This is a genomic window from Aquirufa aurantiipilula (assembly GCF_019923745.1).
In the GTDB taxonomy this organism is placed as follows: Bacteria; Bacteroidota; Bacteroidia; order Cytophagales; family Spirosomataceae; genus Aquirufa; species Aquirufa aurantiipilula.
Genome location: NZ_JAANOG010000041.1, coordinates 1 through 532 on the forward strand (window position 1 = coordinate 1; position 532 = coordinate 532).

At 39.1% G+C, this 532-nt stretch carries 1 tRNA gene; it reads right to left on the reverse strand.

What is annotated here, in order from left to right:
* Positions 1–405: 405 nt before the first annotated feature.
* Positions 406–482, reverse strand: a tRNA-Ala gene (locus G9H60_RS13255).
* Positions 483–532 lie beyond the last annotated feature (50 nt).

A 532-nucleotide genomic window follows, 5' to 3' on the forward strand; every position in this document is an offset into this window, starting at 1 on the left:
CTTCATGCCCGAAGGCAATCGCTATCTATTTTTGCTCTTACTCTTTACTTTATTCTCACAATATGTCAAAGAACCTTGTGTAAAATCTCTTAATAAATTAAGATACTCTACATCGTTTCCCAAATTTATACTTCCGTTGAAGTAGGAGGGAGGGGTATAATTTTAAATGGTAAATGATACATTATAAATGATGTGCTACATCGACTCATCAATCATCGTTTGCATTTAAACCTTACTCTAAATTTTCATTAAACTCGTTTGTCTAATGCTTTACTCTGGTGGAGAATAACGGAATAACATCTAAACCTGACGGCCTTCTGTTAATTTCTGTGTTATTCAACAGTGGTGGAGAATAACGGATTCAACGCGGAATGCAATTCCGTTGACCCCTGTGTTATTCAACAGTGGTGGAGAATAACGGATTCGAACCGTTGACCCCCTGCGTGCAAGGCAGGTGCTCTAGCCAGCTGAGCTAATCCCCCAAGTTTAATCGGGATTATTATCCCTCTTATTGGCTTTCATCTCCAGCTTG